The sequence below is a fragment of the Pseudoalteromonas sp. S3431 genome, from assembly GCF_000690035.1.
GTDB lineage: Bacteria > Pseudomonadota > Gammaproteobacteria > Enterobacterales > Alteromonadaceae > Pseudoalteromonas > Pseudoalteromonas fuliginea.
In genome coordinates, this window is record NZ_JJNY01000003.1 from 60123 (window position 1) to 79997 (window position 19875).

Annotated in this window: 18 protein-coding genes; 2 read left to right on the forward strand and 16 right to left on the reverse strand. The window is 40.3% G+C overall.

The genetic code is table 11. The features are described 5' to 3' along the window. Positions 1-138: 138 nt before the first annotated feature. The 12 genes from DO88_RS17370 to DO88_RS17315 all read right to left on the reverse strand — a co-directional run bounded on the left by DO88_RS17370 (position 139) and on the right by DO88_RS17315 (position 13119). Entirely contained in the window at positions 139-801 is a 663-nt protein-coding gene (locus DO88_RS17370; RefSeq protein ID WP_007375233.1) for an MOSC domain-containing protein, read from the reverse strand. Continuing rightward, entirely contained in the window at positions 801-1259 is a 459-nt protein-coding gene (gene moaE / locus DO88_RS17365) for a molybdopterin synthase catalytic subunit MoaE (protein WP_007375234.1), read from the reverse strand. Before moaE ends, DO88_RS17370 begins: the two co-directional genes overlap by 1 nt. Further along, a complete protein-coding gene (locus tag DO88_RS17360; RefSeq protein WP_007375235.1) occupies positions 1259-1558 on the reverse strand; it encodes a MoaD/ThiS family protein in 300 nt (99 codons plus the stop codon). Before DO88_RS17360 ends, moaE begins: the two co-directional genes overlap by 1 nt. Further along, a complete protein-coding gene (gene moaC / locus DO88_RS17355; RefSeq protein WP_007375236.1) occupies positions 1536-2006 on the reverse strand; it encodes a cyclic pyranopterin monophosphate synthase MoaC in 471 nt (156 codons plus the stop codon). The genes DO88_RS17360 and moaC overlap by 23 nt, the downstream gene beginning before the upstream one ends. Position 2007: 1 nt before the next feature. Further along, positions 2008-2547 (reverse strand): molybdenum cofactor biosynthesis protein B, encoded by a 540-nt coding sequence (gene moaB / locus DO88_RS17350; protein ID WP_007375237.1) that lies wholly within the window; start codon positions 2545-2547, stop codon positions 2008-2010. Continuing rightward, positions 2544-3224: a molybdenum cofactor guanylyltransferase gene (locus tag DO88_RS17345; protein ID WP_033037800.1), complete on the reverse strand. Its 681-nt coding sequence runs from the start codon at positions 3222-3224 to the stop codon at positions 2544-2546. Before DO88_RS17345 ends, moaB begins: the two co-directional genes overlap by 4 nt. A gap of 1 nt (position 3225) precedes the next feature. Then, positions 3226-4197, reverse strand: coding sequence for a GTP 3',8-cyclase MoaA (moaA, locus tag DO88_RS17340; protein WP_007375239.1), 972 nt, complete (start codon positions 4195-4197; stop codon positions 3226-3228). A gap of 16 nt (positions 4198-4213) precedes the next feature. Further along, positions 4214-6910: a nitrate reductase gene (locus DO88_RS17335; protein ID WP_033037801.1), complete on the reverse strand. Its 2697-nt coding sequence runs from the start codon at positions 6908-6910 to the stop codon at positions 4214-4216. A gap of 29 nt (positions 6911-6939) precedes the next feature. Next, complete coding sequence (locus DO88_RS17330) at positions 6940-8463, reverse strand: FAD-dependent oxidoreductase (protein WP_050482405.1); 1524 nt, start codon at positions 8461-8463, stop codon at positions 6940-6942. 227 nt (positions 8464-8690) lie between these two features. After that, positions 8691-9884 carry an alginate export family protein gene (locus tag DO88_RS17325; RefSeq protein ID WP_033037802.1) on the reverse strand — a complete coding sequence of 398 codons (1194 nt, stop codon included), beginning with the start codon at positions 9882-9884 and terminating at the stop codon, positions 8691-8693. A gap of 9 nt (positions 9885-9893) precedes the next feature. Next, positions 9894-11636, reverse strand: a complete 1743-nt coding sequence (locus tag DO88_RS17320) for a bifunctional protein-serine/threonine kinase/phosphatase (protein WP_033037803.1) — start codon at positions 11634-11636, stop codon at positions 9894-9896. 13 nt (positions 11637-11649) lie between these two features. Continuing rightward, positions 11650-13119, reverse strand: a complete 1470-nt coding sequence (locus tag DO88_RS17315; RefSeq protein ID WP_033037804.1) for a NarK family nitrate/nitrite MFS transporter — start codon at positions 13117-13119, stop codon at positions 11650-11652. 288 nt (positions 13120-13407) lie between these two features. Here DO88_RS17315 and DO88_RS17310 point away from each other — a divergent pair, with 288 nt between their 5' ends. Continuing rightward, a complete protein-coding gene (locus DO88_RS17310; RefSeq protein WP_084165999.1) occupies positions 13408-14166 on the forward strand; it encodes a HesA/MoeB/ThiF family protein in 759 nt (252 codons plus the stop codon). A gap of 45 nt (positions 14167-14211) precedes the next feature. On the opposite strand, the gene DO88_RS17305 is transcribed toward DO88_RS17310, so the two are convergent. The 3 genes from DO88_RS17305 to modA are packed head-to-tail and all read right to left on the reverse strand — an operon-like array spanning position 14212 to position 16658. Continuing rightward, positions 14212-15240, reverse strand: a complete 1029-nt coding sequence (locus DO88_RS17305; RefSeq protein ID WP_033037806.1) for an ATP-binding cassette domain-containing protein — start codon at positions 15238-15240, stop codon at positions 14212-14214. A 1-nt stretch (position 15241) separates the two neighbouring features. Beyond that, entirely contained in the window at positions 15242-15919 is a 678-nt protein-coding gene (gene modB, locus DO88_RS17300; protein ID WP_033037807.1) for a molybdate ABC transporter permease subunit, read from the reverse strand. Beyond that, a complete protein-coding gene (gene modA / locus DO88_RS17295; RefSeq protein WP_050482406.1) occupies positions 15906-16658 on the reverse strand; it encodes a molybdate ABC transporter substrate-binding protein in 753 nt (250 codons plus the stop codon). Before modA ends, modB begins: the two co-directional genes overlap by 14 nt. Before the next feature lie 45 nt (positions 16659-16703). On the opposite strand from modA, the gene moeA reads away from it, so the two are divergent. After that, positions 16704-17921 carry a molybdopterin molybdotransferase MoeA gene (gene moeA, locus DO88_RS17290; RefSeq protein ID WP_033037808.1) on the forward strand — a complete coding sequence of 406 codons (1218 nt, stop codon included), beginning with the start codon at positions 16704-16706 and terminating at the stop codon, positions 17919-17921. A gap of 68 nt (positions 17922-17989) precedes the next feature. On the opposite strand, the gene DO88_RS17285 is transcribed toward moeA, so the two are convergent. Continuing rightward, positions 17990-19870, reverse strand: a complete 1881-nt coding sequence (locus DO88_RS17285; RefSeq protein WP_033037809.1) for a hypothetical protein — start codon at positions 19868-19870, stop codon at positions 17990-17992. Positions 19871-19875 lie beyond the last annotated feature (5 nt).

Genomic DNA, 19875 nt, shown 5'->3' on the forward strand with positions numbered 1-19875 from the left:
TGGTTAATAACCGTAACACTATATTTATTATAGTTTTTCTAACCTTAGTTATAGCAGGCATTCTTTTTTTTACTAGTTAATGTATAGGTTTTGCTCTTATTTAGAGAATTTAATTACTGCATAAAAATTACACAGCATTCATTTGGCCGATTCAACTTTAATAGCAAGTTTCTTTTTTAACTTTTCTTGCCACTCTACAGCAAGCTCTGGCAGAGTTAGGGCCTCTAAAAGTACGTCTTCGTAACCTACGTATTTTTTGTCAAAAAACGCCTGAAACAGCTTTTTAACTGAAATTTTATGCGCCGCTTTTTTTTCTATAGTGACTGCGTCGCCTGTTTTGGCAACACCTTGCTCAATGACTCTAAAATATATGCCCGTGCAGTAATACTGCGTGAACAGTTTAAGGCTGTTTTTATTATTAAGGGCGATAGCCAATTTAAAACAGGGTACACGAGGCTGGCTTACTTCAAGTAATGCAGTACCAATTCGAATATGATCGCCTATATGTATATTCGCTTCATCAAGGTCTGAAATCGTGAAGTTTTCACCAAATATGCCACTGGTTAAATCCTCGTTTGCAAGCATTCTCCTCCAATAGTCATAATGATTGTGCGAAAAAGCATATACCGCTTTATCTACGCCGCCGTGGTAAACTAAATCAGCTTGCTCATCACCTATAATACTTAGCTTTTCAATAGTTACCGGTTCGTTAGTAGCCGTTTTAAATATACCTGTTTTGACTTCTTTGCCGTTATGCACAACCGTTTTTATTTTAGAGATATTGGTAGAGATTATTTTCATTAAGACTCCCATTTACCTAATGCTTGTTTGTCACTTTGTTTAAACTCAACCCAGTTTGATGAGTCTTTAAAGTGCTCTTTTTTCCAAAACGTGGCGTGGTTTTTTAAATAATCCATTATAAATTGTGCGCCTTCGAACGCGGCTTGGCGATGGCGGGACGTTACGCCTACAAATACAATTTGCTCGCCAAGTGCTAAGTAACCAACGCGGTGAATAATGCATATTCGCGCCAGTTGCCAGCGAGTTTGAGCTTGCTCTGCAATAGATTGAAGCAGTTGCTCGGTCATACCAGGGTAGTGCTCAAGCTCAAGTGCAATAACATTATCGCCACTGCTGAACTCTCTTACCAAACCTGTGAAAGTGACAACAGCGCCATCGCTTTTATTATTACTACAAAGCGTATTGTGCTCGTCACCTACATTAAAATCATCGGTTTGTACTTGAATATGTATGCTCATTAGCCACCTGTAACCGGCGGGAAAAAGGCAAGCTCATCCCCTGCTTTCACTATTTCATCGCTTGATGACATAGTTTGGTTAAGCGCTGCAAGTAGCTCACGCTCCTCCAGCCACGGTTGCCAATGCGGGTATTGGCTCACTAAGCTTAATTTAAGCTCTGAAATAGTAAGCGGCTGCGTAATCTCAAGGCTTAATTTACTGCACTTTAACCGCTCTTTTAGTTGCCCAAAAAACAATAACTCTACATTTTGGGCGCTAGATATAACATTGTTTGGATTAATCTCGTTGCCAACTGCCATTTTTTCCCCCAGCTTTTTGAGTAACACGCATGCCGCTAATTTCCATTAGTGGGTCGGCTGCTTTACACATATCAAACAAAGTAAGGCTAGCCACAGATACCGCTGTTAACGCTTCCATTTCAACCCCCGTTTTACCGGCAAGTTTGCAGTAGCTGGTTATTTTAATTTGGCTGTTTGCTTCATCAAGTTCAAAATCAACAGCGACTTTACTAAGTGCAAGCGGATGACAAAGCGGAATTAAATCAGCGCACTTTTTAGCGCCTTGAATACCCGCAATACGTGCCACACCTAACACATCACCCTTTTTGTTTTGATTAAGCATTACTTGCTCAAAGGCAAGCTTACTCATGCTAATAAATGCTTCAGCTGAGGCATCGCGCAAGGTTACGTCTTTGAGCGATACATCAACCATATTCGCTTGGCCGTTTTCGTCAACGTGGCTCAGCATACTATTGCTCACGCGATTCACACTTTTTACCAATGGTAATGTGCGGTGCAAAGTTACACGGTTTATGTATTGAGTTAAGTTGATCTTTTATTATGCCTGTCCACGCAGTTTTACATGCGCCTGTAGAGCCTGGCATACAAAAAATAACGGTGTTATTAGCAAGTCCTGCCAATGCACGAGATTGAATAGTAGAGTTACCAATTTCACCGTACGATATATGTCTAAATAGCTCGCCAAAGCCATCTACGCTTTTATCAAACAGCGGCGCAAATGCCTCAGGTGTTGAATCGCGCTCGGTAAAACCTGTACCGCCAGTCACTAAAATAGCGTGAATGGTGTCATCGGCTATCCACTGCGATGCAATAGCGCGCATTTGGTAAACATCATCTTTTACAATTTCTTTATCCGCTAAGTGATGACCCGCCTCAGTTAGCGCTTTAATTAAGTAATGACCAGAAGTATCGGTAATCGCATCGCGCGTGTCGCTTACTGTAAGTACGGCAATGTTTAAAGGTATTTGTGACTCAGTTGTGTGGCTCATAATGCTCTTCTTAATTGATTAATGCTTTGGTCAAAATGCTCATTTACAGCTTTAAATTGCGCCGGTGTATTGGTGTTTATTAATGCGTGCGCTTTATTACATAAAAGCGTTTGCACACCAATGCTTTGGGTAAACTGTTTTATTGATTTATGACTGTTAGCGTTTGTGAGTATGTGTTTTAAATGATTTTTTACACTGCTTGTATTACGAATATACAGCGGTAGTGGTTCATTTTCAAAGTGCCAAGCATGTATTTGTGACTGATTTAATTGATTGCTCACACTTTGTACTTTATTTGACTGAGAAGCCAGCACAATTGTGCTTAACAAACTACTCGTAAGTAGAGGCATATCTACCGCAGTAATAAGTAAGTCGTGCTCAGTGGCTATTAATGTGGAATAAATTCCGCCAAGGGGTCCACTATTTGGGTATATATCTTTAACGTACTTTTCTGAGGGATAATCGCTCGGTGAATAATGGCTCGATGATTTAACTGGATTTGTAACGTTGCGACTTATAAGTATGTTTTTAGCGCCTGCGTCTTTTAATAAATCACACGCATTATGCAATAGCGTTTTATTTTTTAAAACTAAATCGGCTTTGTCTGTGCCCATTCTTGATGACTTACCACCAGCAAGCACAACGCCTGTAAAATCTCGCTTAGCTTTTACTTCCATATTAACCACCTAACATGGCTAAGTGAGTTGTCGCACCTGTTAAGCGTTTATCTAGCTCATGGCTTATTTCTTTATTGCCCATAGCGGCTCGAATTGCCTTTACGGTCGCTGCAGTATCGTCCTCGTTTAGTAGTTCGCGTAAATCTATACCTTGCTCGGCAAACAAGCATAAGTGTAATTTACCCAGCGCCGACACCCTTAAGCGATTACAACTTTCACAAAAGTCTTTACTGTAAGGCATTATTAAACCAATACGACCATCGTAATCAGGATGACAAAACTCCTCAGCGGGTCCATTTAATTTCCCCCTAACGACTTGTAACCAGCCTTGAGCTAAAAGCTGGGCTTTAACTGTTTGCCCACTTAAGTGGTTTTCTTCAAAAAATGTTGCGCCGTCACCTGTTTCCATTAATTCTATAAAGCGCACTGTAACTTTGTGGTGTTTTACCCACGCTAAAAAATCCTTCAATTGGTTTTTATTAAACTGCTTGGCAAGCACTGCATTTATTTTTATATCTTTTATGCCCAGATCTACCGCGCGTTCAATCCCTTTTAAAATAAGGTTAAGTTTGTCGTGCCCTGTTATGAGTTTAAACATACTCGGATTTAAACTATCAATACTAACATTAAGCGCATCAAGCCCGGCTTCTGCAAATTCATCAATTTTATTTAATAAATTAAACCCGTTGGTAGTAATGGCTACTTTTTCTATACCAGGCGTATTTTTACAGAGTTTTATAATATCGGTTACGTCGTTTCGTAAGCATGGTTCGCCACCTGTAATACGCACTTTTTTAGTACCTAGTTCTGCAAACGCATTTACCAGCGTGCTAATTTCGTTTTTATTTAAAAAATTACGCGGCGTATCGCACTGATACCCGTTTGGTAAACAATAACTACAACTAAAATTACATACATCGGTTATTGAGAGGCGCAAATAGTTAAACTGCCGACCAAATTGATCATTAAGCATATGCTTCCTTTTTTCTTTACATTACAACCGCAACATCAATGCTGCTAGAACCTGCTTTGTAATGTTGTTTTATTAATTGGCTTAATTGTGTTTTACACGAACCGCAGTTCGTCCCACATTTAAGTTCAGACCCCAATTGCTCGACTGTGTTTGCACCGTTTTTAATGGCGTTTATAATTGGCTGCTCTCTTACTTTAAAGCAGCTACACACTTGCACGCCTTGGGTAAATTCTTCATCGGGGGTCGCATAAAGCAAAGACTGTAACTGTGTAAAAGTCAGTAATGGCACTGCAAATAAATGGTTTATCCACTCAAGTGATATTTCTTTTTGTTCATTAGAAATAACACCAACAAACGCTAATTGATCGTTTTGAATACACTGCACATGCATGGCTTTTGCCGTGTTCATAGCCGACCACTGCCCTTGTAAACCAGTTAAGGTTTGGCAGTAATACAGTAAATCACTTTGTGGCTCATTAAGCGCCAATTGGTAATTAAAGCAATTGCTTGCATTAACTTTGAGCCAAAAATCACTGTTTATAACAAGTTCGTTTTTAGCAAACAGCTGCATATATTGCACAAAGGGTGCTTTAACTATATTAACAGCGCCGTGTTTGCACTCAGCCTGACCAGATAGAGGGTCAACTACCGATTGATACAACCCACTTACTGTTGCTGATGACGCAAATTGCTTATTCCAATGAATAGGCATAAAGCATTCACCTTTTCGCACCGAATCGGTTACTTTTGCATGCGCGGTAACCTGCCCTGTTTGGGCAATTGCACTTATTAAATCGTTTTGCTTAATTGCTAATTTACTGGCATCAAGCGGATTAATTTCAATGTACGGGCGTGTAATATGCGATGAAAGCGCAGTGCTTTTACCGGTGCGACTCATGGTATGCCATTGGTCGCGTATACGCCCTGAGTTCATTACAAAAGGGTAATCATTTGATGTTTTTTGCACCGGTAATTGCGGCGTTATGGGTATAAAACGCGCCTTTTTATCAGCGGTGCTAAATTGATTATTTGTAAAAACCTGACCATTTTTATAAGGCTGATTTTTAACAACAGGCCACATAATGGGTTTTAAATTATCATACTGATTTTGTGTGAGCCCAACTAAACCAGAGAGGTTTAATACTCGGCTGCCGTTATTTTCAAAGTCGGTTAATTGTGCCCATTCTTCAAAAATGCCACTTGGATCTGTAAAATCAAACCCTTCAAAGCCCATTTTTTTAGCGACTTCGCACATAATTTGCCAATCGTTTTTAGCTCCTGAATAAGGCGCTACTAACGGGCGCTGCCTTGATATTCTGCGCTCTGAGTTGGTTACTGTGCCGTTTTTTTCACCCCATCCGGTTGATGGAAAAGCAACATCGGCAAATTTTAACGTATCACTTTTTGCAATACAGTCAGATACAACCACCAGCTCACAGGTCTCTAATGCTTTTTTAATAGCGGCGTTATTGGGCAAGCTCACCATTGGGTTTGTTGCCATTATCCACACTGCTTTTATTTTGCCTGCGGCTATTTCATCAAACATATCGATGGCATTACTGCCTGCATTTTTAGCGATCGTTGGCGAGAGCCAAAAGCGTTGTACAAGTGATTGATGCGCTTCGTTTTCAATATCTAAGTGCGCCGCTAACTGATTAGCCAAACCACCTACTTCGCGCCCGCCCATCGCATTGGGCTGCCCAGTAATTGAAAACGGACCACTGCCTGGTTTAAGTAATTTACCTGAGGCTAAATGCGCATTAATAATAGCGTTGCATTTATCTACACCCGAGCTTGACTGATTTATACCCATTGAATAAAAGCTAATCGCACTTGGGCTGTTAGCAAATAGCGCGTAAAACTCAGTAACTTGCTCAATTGCTATATCGCAAAAGTCACTAACTGCCTCACAGCTCCATTTTTGTGCTTCTTGCAATGCGCTTTCAAAACCGTTTGTGTGCTGAGCAATAAATTGCGTATCGAGGTGGTTATGCTCATTTAAATAATTAAGCAAACCGTTATAAAGCGCAGCGTCACTGCCTGGTTTTATATTTAAAAATGTGTCGGCAAGCTCAGCGGTGTCGGTTTTTCGCGGATCAATAACCACCACTTTCATATTTGGGTTAAGCTGCTTTGCACGTTCCATTCGCTGATACAAAACCGGGTGAGTCCATGCGGCATTAGAGCCAATTAAAATAAGCAGCTCAGTTTGCTCTAAATCCTCGTAGGTACACGGCACTACGTCTTCACCAAAAGCGCGTTTGTAACCTGCCACAGCAGATGACATACACAGGCGCGAATTTGTATCAATATTGCCTGAGCCTATGTAGCCTTTCATTAATTTATTCGCGATGTAGTAATCTTCAGTAAGTAACTGCCCCGATACATAAAAAGCCACAGCATCGGGTCCGTGCTTTTGTATTATGTCGTTAAATTTATTGGCAACATGGTCGGTGGCATCATCCCACGTAACAGCTTGATTATTAATAAGTGGCGACGTTAAACGATTATCACTGCCTGTGGTGTCGAGCAAATGGGTGCCTTTTACACATAAACGACCAAAGTTTGCGGGGTGCTCTCGCATGCCTTCAAGCTTGGTTGGCACATTATTAAAAAGTGAAATATCAACACCACACCCTACACCACAGTAAGCACATGTTGTTTGTTTTAAACTGGTTTTATTTATAGTTGGTGACGTGTTTGCGGTTGTCATACTACTGCTCTCTTTTAGTGTGCTTTAATTTATGCAGGCTGTTTTACAGGCTCATTAAGGGTAACTACGTTAATAGTGTTACTTGCTTTAGCGAGCGCGCTGTTTATTACATTTTGAACGAGCTTTTCACACCCTCCACAACCGGTACTGGCTTTGGTGCTTTGCTGCACACTTGCCAAATCTATGCAGCCGTTAGAAACTGATTGTTCAATGGTGTGTTTAGTTACTTTATGACACGCGCAAATAATGGCGTCATCAGGCAAATCATCGGCGCTTAGCTCTGCTATGTCGCCGGCAAGGGGCATAATGAGGGCTTCGGGAGCGGTGGTAAGTTCAATGTCGTTTAAATGATATTGCAGCAAATTGTCGTAATCGCTGGTATCCCCAACAAGTACCGCACCAATCAGCTTATTACTTTGTGAATTAGTGACTATTTTTTTATAAATACCATTGGCTTGGTCTTCAAAGTAATAGCTTATTGCGCCTTCGCTGCGTGCATGCGCATCGCCGATAGAGCCTACTTCAACACCCATTAATTTAAGCTTGGTGCTCATATCGGCACCGCTAAATTCATCGGCTTTATTGTCTAAGCCAGTACTTTGTAAACTACCTTGCTGCGTATCTTGTAAAATATGACCAACTGCTATTTTAGCCATGGCGTAACCGGGTGCCACTAAGCCAAAAATAAAATTATTCCACAGTGCACATTCACCAATAGCGTATATGTTTTTATCGCTCGTTTGGCAGTGGTTATTAATTACAATACCGCCGCGCTCGCCTAACTCTAAATTAAACTCGCGGGCCAAATTATCATAAGGGCGAATACCCGCCGAAAATACAATCATGTCGGTTTCAAGGGTTTTACCGCCCTTAAAACACATTTTGTAACGGCAACTTTCACCTTCTACTATTTCCTCCGTTGCTACCGATGTATGCACAGTAACGCCTAAATCCGTAATTTTGTTTTTTAGTAGCCGACCGCCACCAGCATCAACTTGTACACCCATAAGTTGCGGAGCAAATTCTATTACGTGAGTATGCAGACCCAATTGCTTTAATGCGTTTGCAGCTTCAAGCCCCAGTAAACCGCCACCAATTACCACGCCTACTTTGCTGCCGTGGGCTGAATTTTTTATTGCGTGTAAATCGTTAATGGTGCGATAAACAAGGCAATGCTCGCGATCTTTACCCGGTATAGGCGGTACAAATGGGAATGAACCTGTAGCAAGCACAAGTTTGTCGTATTCAAACAACTCCCCTTTAGCGGTCGTTACAGTTTGCATATCACGATTTATATCAACCACTTTAGAATGAGTATGAAAGCGTACTTGCCAATCGTCATAGGTTTTATTGCATGTAAGTGCGAGGTCGTCTGCGGTTTTGCCTTTAAAAAAAGAGGATAGTTGTACACGGTCATACGCTAAACGGTCTTCACCACTAAGTACCGTAATTTCAAATTGCTCATCAGCCTGATTTTGAGAAACTAGCTGCTGCACAAAATGGTGCCCGACCATTCCGTTTCCTACCACTACAACACGCTGCTTACTTAACATTTACCCACCTTAAAGTGATACCTATTTTAGTAATTGACTAAAACTGAAATCGAATAATTTGTTATAGGTTTGTTATAGCAATATGTAAGCCAAATATATAAGCACTTAAAATCAGTAGGTTGCCTACATTGGTGCAGAGGTGAAAAGCATAAAGCCCCACAAGATGGTGCAATTGCACCATCTTGTGTCGCTATAAATTACAAGTGAATGTTAGAAGATAAAGAGGGTTAAAATTTAGCGCTCATCCATACCCACAATTTTTGAGTATCGACTTTATTAGCAGCAGTATCGCCCGCTGAGTAATCAGCGTATTTAACACCCACTGCGTATTGTTTATTAATAGGTTTAACGTATTGTACGTTTAGTTCAGTACCCAAATCGTCAACCCCATTTGATTGCTCATTAGCATCAAAACTGTGATAAGCCACCAGCCATTTTCCGTCAAACGCTTTACCGTTTAAGCTTATGTAAGTGTCGTCCAAGCCTTGTGTGGGTGTATTTAAAAACGTATCTGCCCAACCATTAAATTTATGTAACGTGGCAAGCGGTGTTGCAAACCCGTAATCGCCATTGTCAGAGCCAAGTGACTCTATGCCGACTTTTAAAGTTACTGTTTTTATGCCCAACCCATTTAAATCCACAGCGCCTTCAAGTGCATAGTAATCAGCATCAAAATCACTCACGCTTGTTGAGGCAGACTGCGTTGCATACTCCGCTTTGTAATAAAATTTTATATCGTTTAGGGTTTTATTACCGTTAAAAGAAACGCCATAAGTATCTAAACTGTCGTCTTGTAGTGCATCGTCACTTAATAAGTAACTGTATAAAACCACTTTACCGTAGTCTGTTTTAAAGCTTGCATTAATTAGATGATCGGACGATTTAATGTCTTTATCGTCAGCAAATATGCGGTTACGCTTATTTAAATAACTGTACTGTAAATCTATGTTATTAAGTGCGTAATTAATGGTTGCTGCATCAAAGGTTTGCCTGTCTTGGCGCCAACCTACGTGCCCAACAAAACGCTGCCCATCAAGGGCTATTACTTGGCGCCCTACTTTTAGCGATAGACCATCGCGGGCATATTTAACAAAACCTTGGTCTATTTCAGTGTTTTCTGGGTCTGCAATAACAGAATAATTAGTGTTTTTCCTCACCGTATTGTTGTAATCATCTACGCCCAATAGGCTGCGAGTGTCTTCTACTTCAATAAGGGCTGAAAAACCATTAACCTCGTCTGTTTGATGCGTTAAGCGGGTTCTAAGTGTTAAGCCGCTTGCATCTTTTAGAGCATTGTTTTGATCAACGCTTTCAAAACGCAGTCTAAAATCAAGATCAGTTTGCGCAGCTTGGCTTATTAAAGGCGCAGTGAAGCAACCCAGTATAAAAATAATAGGTAAGTTGTTCTTATAGTTAAGCATTTTGGTTCTCTAAGTTTTAATTATTAATACACATACCAAAGCAATAAATAAACACAGCGAAATACATTTCCACACCATAACTGGATCGCGTTTCATTATTGAACTTTTATTAGCGGTACTTTCTAAATAAGGATTAGGTTTGTTGATATCGTTTATAAACTCAGAAAAAGCTTGGTATCTGAGCTCAGGTTTAGGGGCAAGCGCTTTCATAAGGGCTTGATCTAACCAAAACGGAATATCGGCTCTGTATTTACGAATACTTGTGTAGTGCCAATGGCTGTAATCTTTTGGCGCTACGTGGTTAAGTGGCAGTGGTTTGTAAGGCAATTTTGAGCACAATAACTCGTATGCAATAACGCCAAGTGAAAACAAATCACTTTTAAAATCGGCGTGCATAGTAATAAGTGTTTCGGGTGCGGTGTAGTCGGCAGTGCCTTGCGGGCAATCATCCGCAACTTGTTTAACCGACTCGTCCATAGCCGCAACACTTACTGTGCCGTAATCTATTAGCGTTACTTTTCCGTGCGCATCTATCATTACGTTATCGAGTTTTAAATCGCGATGTACCATATCGAGTCGCTGAAACGCCCTTAGTGCATGTACTATTTGTTCAATAATACTGCGTACTTGAGTTATTTCTGGGTGCGGCACGTCGTGCTTCCAATCACTGAGTGTTTGCCCGTCCATGTATTCACAAATATGATACAAAAAACGACTTTCCGATTGCGTACTCAGTACTTTCATCACGTTTAAATGGTTTATGCGTTGCCCTACCCAGCCTTCTCTTATAAAGCCTTGAAGGTAGTGCACATCGTCTTCAAAATTAACCGAAGGTGCTTTTAAAACCACTGGCGGTATATCGGGCGCTTGTTGCACTAAATAAATGTGCGAGCGACTACTGGCATGTAATTTACGAATAACCGTGTAGTCATCAATTTTTTGCCCAACATTAAGCGCAGGTGGAATTTTTCGTCGTGTTAGCGAATGATAAAGCTCATCTAACTTTTGCTCGGCAATATTTTCTACTTTTACAAGCAAACAACTTACGTTGTCGTCACTGCCTCGCGCTAATGCAAGTTCGGTAATTGCTTTAGCTGCATTTTCTAAATCAGTGTGCTCGTTAATTAATTTAGCTATATCACTACTTGGAAGCACATCGTGTACGCCATCGCAGGTTAATATATAAATATCGTCTGCTTTTAGGTCAACTTCGTATACATCTATTTCTTGATGAAGTTGTGCGCCAAGCGCACGCGTTAGCGTATCGTTTACTTTATGGTCCCGTGTAATTGCCTCTATTTTATTTTCTCGCAAGCGGGTAATACGCGTATCACCTAAGTGAAATATATAACCCGTTGCCGACTTTAAAATAAGCGCTGTAAAAGTGGTCATCCAATCGGCTTGGCGCTGACCAAGGTGATTATAATTAACCGATTGCGAATAAAGCCACTGATTTAAACTTGCTAACACCTTCGATACTGACTTTTTAACCGCCCAACTTTCGGGGGTATTTAAATACTCATTTATAAAATGAGTAACCGAAAGTTGAGACGCTTGTTTAGCATTTTTTGCTGATGAACACCCATCGGCTAAGCAGGCAATAACGCCTTTAGACTCTTTTTCTTGCGCTTTGGTATTAAGAGCTGCAAACGCATCTTGGTTTTCTGCTTTTAAGCCTTTTGCGCTGTGTCCGCCAAATGAAACGTTGAGTTCATTTTTTAGCGCTTTAGCGTGGAGTGTTTCATCAAACATAGTCAATAATGCCTTAAGTCACTGAAATAAGTTCAACGGTGCCGTCTTCATTTACCTCGGTAATATGCCCGTCTGGCTCGGTCATAAAAAACAGTGCGCCTAAGCCAAGTAATGCACTACCCGCAATAATGAAAAAGAAAGTTTGATAATCAACAAGTGACAATGCCGTTAAGTACACTACTGCACCTACATTACCGTAAGCACCTGTCATACCTGCAATTTGCCCAGTTAAACGACGCTTAATTAGCGGTACTGCGGCAAATACAGCGCCTTCACCTGCTTGCACAAAGAACGAACATGCCATAGCCGCAACAACTGCAAGCCATAAAGGCCAAGATGCATCAACCAAGCCCATTACAAAATAACCAACAGCAAGACCCATTGTAAGTACAATAAGGGTAATACGACGACCTAATTTATCTGAAATCCAACCGCCACCCGGGCGAGATGCTAAGTTCATAAATGCATAAGCAGAGGCTAAAATACCCGCGTACACCATATCAAGCGCAAACACATCCATAAAAAACAGCGGTAACATAGAAACAACCGCAAGCTCAGAACCAAAGGTTGTAAAATATAAAATATTTAAAACAGCTACTTGCTTAAACTCATAACGATGCGACTCGGGTACAGGCTCTTTAAAAATATGACCATTTACGTCAAAGGTTTTATACACTTCGTAAATATAAAGCAGAACTAAAAAAGCATACACGGCAAGTACAAAATTAGCCGAAATTAGGTTAGCACCTGTTGGTGAAAGCTTCCAAGTAAGTAATGCTAATGCGCCATACATAGGGATTTTCATAATAAGGAGTAATACAAAGTCGCCTTTACTGGTTACTTCCATTGCGCCTACTTTTTTAGGTTTAAAGTATGTACCGCCTTTTGGCGTATCGGTTACATTTAAGTACCAAATAATACCAAATATAACGCTTAATACACCGGTTAAACCTACTGCATAACGCCAACCATCTTCGCCACCAAACATAAGTGCAATAATTGGCAGTAACATAGCCGCGGCTGCTGAACCAAAGTTACCCCAACCGCCATAAATACCTTCTGCTATACCCAGCTCGTTAGCAGGAAACCATTCACTCACCATACGAATGCCCACAACAAAGCCAGCACCAATAAAGCCTAGCGCAAAACGCGCTATAGCGGCTTGTTCAAATGTGGTTGCCATAGCAAACATAAAACACGGAATACTACAGCTAATAAGTAGCGCCGCATAAACAATCCGAGGGCCAAATTTATCGGTCAGCATACCCACCACAACACGGGCAGGAATAGTTAACGCTACATTTAAAATTAGTAATGTTTTAACTTGCGCCATGGTGATTCCAAGCGAGCCCGCAATTGCACCTAATAAAGGAGCATGGTTAAACCATACAAAAAATGACACAAAAAAGACCATCCAACTCAGATGCAATACTTTCATTTTTCCTTTAAAGGATATTAAGTTAAACCCAGAACTCGGTTGCATGTTTATTTCCTCGTAAACGTATTATTGTTTTATAAATGCCCCACTCTTTTATATGAGTAGTAGCCCAAACTTTGTTAAATTTTAGTTAACCCAATACAGCAATTACTGAGCCACTAATTAAAAACTATAAATTTCAGTTGGTTATATTTATTAACTGCTTTAATACGTTATAGTTGCACTATATGAGTGAGGCGATATGGGCTGTTACAGTGCAAATAAAAAGCGTTACTACTTGCTCTTGGATTTAACAACTTGGTATTGTTCAAAAAAAGTATGAGAAGTTTGAAAATGCAAAAAACACCGCTAACTTACCAGCAGCAACTGCGCTATTCTCGGCACATAATGCTGCCGCAGCTTGATATAGACGGACAAGAGAAGCTATGGCAATCGCATGCTTTAATTATTGGTGTGGGTGGGCTTGGGTGTGCGGTAGGTCAGTACTTAGCAGCATCTGGCGTTGGCACACTTACTTTAGTTGATAACGATGAAATAGACGTGACCAACCTGCAAAGGCAAATACTGTATAAAGAAAGTGATATTGGTAGCTCAAAATGCAGTGCTGCTAAAAAACAGCTCAGCGCGCTTAATAGTGAAATAGATATAAACACCATTGAGGCATTTTTTGGTGTAAATACCATTACAGAACAGCTATTTAATAACATTGATATAGTGATTGATTGTTCAGATAACCTAGCAACGCGTAATGCACTTAATAGCGCCTGTTTTAAAGCTAAAGTTCCGCTAGTGTCAGGCTCTGCAATACGTATGGAAGGACAAGTCGCGTGTTTTACTATGGATGGAAACAGCCACTGTTATGGTTGTTTATCGCAATTTTTTAGTGAACAAACACAAAGCTGCTCAGAATCCGGTGTGCTCTCTCCTCTTGTGGGGTTAATAGGCAGTATTCAGGCTACTGAAGCGCTAAAAATGCTTGCTGGTTTACCAAGTGGCTTAAGCGAACACTTATTGCTGGTGGATGGTTTAAGTATGGAGTTTAATCGTTTTAAAATAGCTAAAAACAGCCAATGTGCGGTGTGCAGCATTTAGTATCTGCACCAAACCTTGTAATGGATGATTTAACCCGTTAAAGCGTTACTCTAAATTATGGATTGTTGTATAAAGCACATCGCCCACTTTAAAGTCGTTTTTGTCCCACACTCGTCTTGAAACCAAGCCAAACAAGGTTTGCTCATCTACATTAAGCGTTAGCTGCCACTTATTATTAATAAGCTCAGCCTGAGTTAATACCGACTTTAAAACATTGCTATGCGTTGTTTGTTCAGGCCTTAACGCACTAAACGACATTTGCTCACTTTCTATAATTAGCTTATTACTGCTGTCTACAAGTGCAGGAAGTACAAAAAGTGGCTGCTCACTTTGCTTTAATTGCAGTTGATATAGCCCGTAGTCTTCATCAAATTTAACCACATCGTAATTAATTAAGCTCAGCGGTGTTTGCCTGTCGTTTGCGTAAATAGCTTTTGCAACGTGCGCACTTGCACCTTGGTTTATCACCTTACCTTTATTAAGCTGGATAAGGGTATCGCAGCAAAATAGCAGCTCTTTTAATGAGTGACTTACTATTATAAATTTTATATTAAACTTAACGGCTAACTCATTGAGTTTTGTGAGTGTTTTAAAACGCAACGACCAATCAAGCGCACTAAAAGGCTCATCAAGCATTATAAATTTTTGACCGGCAAGCAAAGTGCGCGCAAATACTACACGTTGGCCCTCGCCACCCGATAAGCTTTGTACGTCACGATTTAGTAAGTCTTGCAATTCAAGTGCTTTAACAACGTATTGAAGCGTTAAGCTGGTTTGTTTGTTCCCACAGTGTTGTTGTGTAAACGCTAAATTACCTGCCACATCTAAATGAGGAAACAACGGACACGATTGCAGCTGAAGCGTAATACCACGTTTATCGCTTGGCAACTCATGCACTGGCTGATTATTAATATAAACGCTTTTTGCAGGCTCTAAACCACTAATACAACGCAGTAATGTTGACTTACCCGAGCCAGAAGGCCCGTGAACACCGAGTACATTAAACGACTCAAGCTCAAGGTTTATATCTAAATCAAAATTATTGAGTGCTTTAAAAAGGCTTAACTTAATCATGTTATTGCTTAACCCCTACAATGCTTTTATTAAACTTAAATAACAGCACTAAACAGGCAAACGAAATTGCCAGTAAAACAAGTGAAAGCTGATGCGCCGCCGTATAATTTAACGATTCAACATGGTCATAAAGCGCAATAGACACCACCTGTGTTTGCCCCTGAATATTACCGCCAATCATTAATACCAAACCAAATTCACCCAATGTGTGCGCAAAACCTAAGGCAAACGCGCTACCAATACTGGGTTTTAAAAGCGGAATAATTAAATGCACAAAGCGTTTAAACGGACTTAATCCAAGCGCAATGGCAGCTTCGTTATAGGTTTGATTAATATGTTTAAACCCAGCCACAAGCGGCTGCATTACAAAAGGCAGTGAATAAAAAAGCGAGCCAATAACCACGCCCTGAAAACTAAACGCAAGCTGCGTACCCGTTAGCCAAAACCAAAACTGCCCAAAAGCGTGATCAGGCGAAAATAAAACAAGTAAGTAAAACCCTAATAATGTAGGAGGTAGCACTAAAGGCATTGCAATTAATGCCTCTAAAAATGGTTTAAACTTACCGTTATAGCCAGCAAGCTTGTAAGCCAGTGGAATACAAAAAACAAGAAGGAGCACTGCGGTTATAAAGGCAAGTTTTATAGTTAACCACAGCGCGGTTAAATCACTTTGAAGCATTGTTGTCCTTTATTCTGTAACCTAATTCAATTAACTGTTGCTGCGTAGCCTGCGTCATTAAAAAGTGCATAAGTTGCTTAGCGCTAGCATGCTTTTTAGTCGAGCTAATAATAACGCCTTGTTGAATTATATCGGGATATTGATTGGTAGGCAGCACGGTATAATCTAAATATTTTTGATCTTGCGTGTTACTGTAAGCCGCCTTTAGTGATGAAACAGCCACCAGCCCTACTCCTACATTACCACTTTGCACAAACTGAAACGCATGTGTAATGTTATTCCCGTACACATAATTTATTGGTTTTTTAAAATGGTTATTCGCGTAATGCTCTGAGGCACGCCCGTATGGTGAAAAACGCGGATTAGCAATGGCTACTTTATCATTTACTTTTTCAGCTTTGGGTTGCCACAAAGCAAGTTCGCCTAACGCGTAAGTAATTAAACTGCTTTGCTCGGCATAGCCTTCTTTAATAAGCGATTGCGGGCGAAAATCGTCAGCTGATAAAAACACATCAAATGGCGCGCCATGCACTATTTGCGAATATAAAACACCGCTAGAAGCTGCTGATATTTTCACGTCAACATCAGGTAATGGGGATTTTTTTAGTAAGGTTTGCAATACAGTTTTAAAATTACTCGCTACGGCTACTTGCAGCGTTTCTTTTGCGTTTACGCTGCACGAAAGTATGCATGCTACACACAAAAAATAACCCAACCATGTATTGTAAAGCTTTGACATTATAAGTATTGTTTCAAAATAAAATGATTTAAGTAAGCAATATATATGAACGATGTTTGCAATGCACCCGGTTTATTGCCAATTGAAACTGCAATACAGAATATATTTGGCACAATAACGCCTGTTAAAGACGTTGAAACTATTTCTATAATGCAAAGCGTTGATCGCGTTTTAGCAAGCGATGTTAAGTCAACTATAAACGTACCCGCTCATAACAACTCCGCAATGGATGGCTATGCGCTGTGTATTTCAGATAAAAGCTTAACCTACACACAAGTAGGTAGTGTGTTTGCGGGTCAAGTTTTTGAAGAAACGCTTACCCCAGGGCAATGCGTAAGAATAATGACCGGCGCCGCCATTGCACCAGGCGCTAACGGCGTTGTAATGCAAGAAAATGCCTCGGTTGATGGTGATAAAATTACGTTTACCGCGCAACCAAAACTAAACGAAAACGTGCGTTTTGCTGGCGAAGATATAGCAATCGACGATGTTATTTTAAAAGCAGGCGATAAACTAAAAGCCGTTGATGTGGGATTACTTGCGTCTTTAGGAATTGCCAATATAGACGTGGTAAGAACCCTAAAAATAGCGGTACTTTCTACCGGCGATGAGCTAATTGAACCTGGTCAGCCGCTTAAACAAGGCGCTATTTTTGAGAGCAACCGCGCTGTTATTATTAGTGCGCTGCAACAAAAAAATATAGACGTGCTTGATTTAGGAATTATCCCTGATGACAAAGAACTCATCACCAATGCATTTTTAAAAGCGAACGAACTTGCCGATGCCGTAATAAGCTCAGGTGGTGTATCGGTTGGTGAAGCCGACTTTACGAAAGAAGTGCTCAACGAAATTGGCAATATTCACTTTTGGAAAATAGCCATGAAACCAGGCAAACCTTTTGCCTTTGGTAAACTAGCTAACAGTTACTTTTTTGGCTTGCCAGGTAACCCTGTGTCGGCTGCTGTCACCTTTAATCAGTTAGTAGAGCCTGCACTGCAAAAGCTGTCGGGTCTTGGTGAAGTAAACCCTAAAATGCGCTTTAACGCTGTTACTACATCCGTTATTAAAAAGCGCCCTGGCAGAGCTGACTTTCAGCGCGGTACTGCAACAACTAACGAGCAAGGTGACTTGGTGGTTGCCCCGTTTAATAAACAGGGCTCGGGTGTGCTTTCGTCGCTTAGTAAAGCTAACTGCTTAATTGTAGTGCCAGCACAAAGCGGCAATATCGAAAAAGGCGCAACAGTAAGTATTGAGTTGCTATAAATGCTTACTATTAGACATAAAAAACCAACTAATATTGGGTTTTTATGTCTAATATTTAAGTCAATTAATTAGAACAACGATTCAAAATCGCCATTTGAAAATAAAACCCCGGGGATGCCACGAACGGCAGTAACGTCAGCTATTTTAGTATCACCAAAATATAAACCTCCACTGTAATTACGGCCCTTTTGTTTTACATCTAACCAACGTCCATTTTCGCCTTTCGCAATGAGGTTAATATTGCCACTAACATCACGAATACGTAAATCCAACGCCCTATTTTTTACACTAACAAATATATCTGTAGAAGTAAGTTCAGATAAATTTTCAACATCACCTACGTATGCAAATTTAAAATCGCTTGCACCACTCAATGGAAAATCTAATTCAAAAGTAAAGGCTAAATCGTCATTATCTTCACCAATAAAAGGCGAAGCCTCTACTGCTGTGATATGAAATGCAGTGTTTTGAGTGCCGCTTACGTAATTACCATTAAAATCAAAGGTAGATAACGTAGTTGACTCCTCACCTAGTGAATTAACAAAACGATTTAAGTTTAATGATAAGTCACCTTCTAGTTTACCCGCTGCTTTATTGATAATTACATTGGTCGTGATCTGCGCTATACCTGTATCAGCTTCTGGGTTTAATTCACTTTGAGCATCTATACCATCAAATTGAATCACCAACTCACTCACATCAACACTCAATACCGTAGCGCCATTTGTGACAGTTGCGCTCATTACACCTTCAATTTTATCTCCCAGTACACCACTTACCCTAAATGTTGGGATTGATAAATCAATTGCTATAGGTAAATCATCATATGTGCCAGTAATAGCCCATGTATAAGGTGATTGGCTATAAATGATATCCAAATCACGAAGCTTATATTGTCCTGCTGGCGTAGAGCCTTCTGCAAGTGGAGAATAGTTTGTAATAACTTCATTTAAAGCATTAGTAAGCGCACTAAGAGTTCTTTGTGTGTCTTCATCAAATGCACCTTCAAGCTCAGTAAATTTTGCGTCTAATTCATCTGAGTAAGCTTTTTCTTGAAGTCTTGCAACACCTATTATATTTCGCGTATCAACAAGTAACTCTCTTGAATCTAAGCTTTGTACTTCTGCTGAACGAGCCTGCCAATTTGTGAATGTAGTTACGCTCGCAATGGTTTGCTTAACTTGACCAGCGACATTTTTCAGCAAAGCATTACCTTGGTCGCTAAATAAGTTATCTGTAACATACTGCACTGCTAAATCGCTGTAATCTTGCCACGCTTGCTGGTCAGTCTCCAAGTTAGTAAATGCATTAAAAGCACTTACAACGCTAAACGTACTATCAGCAACACCAGCTAAAATTGCCGCGTAAGTAAATGCGTTAGTAACCATTTCTGCTTCAACACTTGCATTTAAATTACTGTGCGTTAAATGATAAAAAGGCGTGGCTGATAAACTAGCCTGTGTAGCACCAAAACCTTCGTCAGTAATTGCTTTACTCAATGGCGATAAATAAACCGTATTTACACCAGGAGCACTAAAAGCAGCTGCTTTGTAATTAAGAGTAACGGCTGTTAATTCTTGATAGTCGATTAAACGGTTCGCGTTTAAGTCATTTGCATCACCACGAACTGTTCTGCCGCAACCGGTAAAGCGTGGGCAAGGTAGCGTTGTATCACTAGGTATAAACTCAAAGCTATTAAAAGTAAGTGGAGTTACATTTATACTCGCAGTATTGATGTTTTCGACTTCAATTGATTCTTTCACCACCCCATCACTATCTAAAACATTAAGCGTTCCCTGTGGTGATTGCCAATTAGATACATAAAAATTTACAGAAGAAGATGTTGAAACTTCACTCACTGCAACAGATTCTGAACTGTCACTGTCTGATGAAGAACCACAACCTACCAATGCAATAGCGACCCCTAAAGGTATAATTTGTTTTAACATCTTCA

Coding starts and splice junctions, on each gene's coding strand:
- DO88_RS17370 (WP_007375233.1), bottom strand. CDS start 801: ATGAAAATAATCTCTACCAATATCTCTAAAATAAAAACGGTTGTGCAT.
- moaE (WP_007375234.1), bottom strand. CDS start 1,259: ATGAGCATACATATTCAAGTACAAACCGATGATTTTAATGTAGGTGAC.
- DO88_RS17360 (WP_007375235.1), bottom strand. CDS start 1,558: ATGGCAGTTGGCAACGAGATTAATCCAAACAATGTTATATCTAGCGCC.
- moaC (WP_007375236.1), bottom strand. CDS start 2,006: ATGCTGAGCCACGTTGACGAAAACGGCCAAGCGAATATGGTTGATGTA.
- moaB (WP_007375237.1), bottom strand. CDS start 2,547: ATGAGCCACACAACTGAGTCACAAATACCTTTAAACATTGCCGTACTT.
- DO88_RS17345 (WP_033037800.1), bottom strand. CDS start 3,224: ATGGAAGTAAAAGCTAAGCGAGATTTTACAGGCGTTGTGCTTGCTGGT.
- moaA (WP_007375239.1), bottom strand. CDS start 4,197: ATGCTTAATGATCAATTTGGTCGGCAGTTTAACTATTTGCGCCTCTCA.
- DO88_RS17335 (WP_033037801.1), bottom strand. CDS start 6,910: ATGACAACCGCAAACACGTCACCAACTATAAATAAAACCAGTTTAAAA.
- DO88_RS17330 (WP_050482405.1), bottom strand. CDS start 8,463: ATGTTAAGTAAGCAGCGTGTTGTAGTGGTAGGAAACGGAATGGTCGGG.
- DO88_RS17325 (WP_033037802.1), bottom strand. CDS start 9,884: ATGCTTAACTATAAGAACAACTTACCTATTATTTTTATACTGGGTTGC.
- DO88_RS17320 (WP_033037803.1), bottom strand. CDS start 11,636: ATGTTTGATGAAACACTCCACGCTAAAGCGCTAAAAAATGAACTCAAC.
- DO88_RS17315 (WP_033037804.1), bottom strand. CDS start 13,119: ATGCAACCGAGTTCTGGGTTTAACTTAATATCCTTTAAAGGAAAAATG.
- DO88_RS17310 (WP_084165999.1), top strand. CDS start 13,408: ATGCAAAAAACACCGCTAACTTACCAGCAGCAACTGCGCTATTCTCGG.
- DO88_RS17305 (WP_033037806.1), bottom strand. CDS start 15,240: ATGATTAAGTTAAGCCTTTTTAAAGCACTCAATAATTTTGATTTAGAT.
- modB (WP_033037807.1), bottom strand. CDS start 15,919: ATGCTTCAAAGTGATTTAACCGCGCTGTGGTTAACTATAAAACTTGCC.
- modA (WP_050482406.1), bottom strand. CDS start 16,658: ATGTCAAAGCTTTACAATACATGGTTGGGTTATTTTTTGTGTGTAGCA.
- moeA (WP_033037808.1), top strand. CDS start 16,704: ATGAACGATGTTTGCAATGCACCCGGTTTATTGCCAATTGAAACTGCA.
- DO88_RS17285 (WP_033037809.1), bottom strand. CDS start 19,870: ATGTTAAAACAAATTATACCTTTAGGGGTCGCTATTGCATTGGTAGGT.